Source organism: Rhodococcus sp. R1101 (assembly GCF_000278445.1).
Lineage (GTDB): Bacteria > Actinomycetota > Actinomycetes > Mycobacteriales > Mycobacteriaceae > Rhodococcus > Rhodococcus gordoniae.
The window spans coordinates 1-981 of the sequence record NZ_AJVB01000800.1; the positions used below are offsets into that span (position 1 = coordinate 1).

General features: G+C 68.8%; 1 protein-coding gene. It reads right to left on the reverse strand.

The window, feature by feature from the left end; all coding sequences use genetic code 11:
- Positions 1-960: steroid 3-ketoacyl-CoA thiolase (locus tag R1101_RS0124305; protein WP_026003655.1), on the reverse strand; the 960-nt coding region annotated here is incomplete at its 3' end.
- Positions 961-981 lie beyond the last annotated feature (21 nt).

Sequence of the window (981 nt, forward strand, 5' to 3'; positions counted from 1 at the left end):
GGACAGCACGACGGAGGCGAAAGCTTCGTTGATCTCGACGATGTCGATGTCCGACAACGACATTCCGGTTCGCTCGAGCACCGCGCGGGTCGCGTCGACGGGGCCGTCGAGGTGGTAGTACGGGTCGGAACCGATCAGGGTCGACGCGAGGATGCGCGCACGCGGCCGCAGACCGGCTTCGCGTGCCTTGTCCTCACTCATCAGCAGCACCGCGGCGGCACCGTCGCTGACCTGGGAGGAGTTGCCCGCGGTGTGGATTCCGTTCTCGATCACCGGACGGAGGCCGGCAAGCCCTTCTGCGGTGGTCTCGCGGAGCCCACCGTCGCGGGTCACGGTCGCGATCTCACCGGTGGGCTCGCCTTCCTTCGTCACGACGGGCGCCTGCACCGGGACGATCTCGCGGTCGAAGCGGCCTTCCACCCAGGCGGCCGCGGCGCGCCGCTGCGACTCGAGCCCGAGGGCGTCGACGTCGTCGCGCTTGATCCCGCGCTTCGCGGCGATCCGCTCGGCGGAAGTGAACTGGTCACCCATGTCGATGGACCAGTCGTCCGGATAAGGGTTGCCGGTGCCCGGTGCGTTGGCCTGACCGAGGAATACCCGGCTCATGACCTCGACGCCGCACCCGATTCCGGCATCGATCTGACCGGACGCGATCAGTCCGGCGACCATATGGACGGCCTGCTGCGACGAACTGCACGCGCAGTCGATGGTCGTCGCGGCGGTCGTGTACGGAAGACCCGCGTGGAGCCACGCCTGGCGGGTCACGTTGTTGGACTGCTCCCCCGCCTGCGTGACCGCGCCTCCGACGATCTGGCCGACCTGATCGGCGGGCAGTCCGGTGCGGTCGAGAACGGCCTTCTGAGCGGCACCGAGCAACACCGCGGGATGTACCCCGGCCAGCTGTCCGCGGCGACGACCGATCGGTGTCCGCGCAGCCTCCACGATGACGACGTTGCTCATGCCCACTCCCAGCTCTTCGAG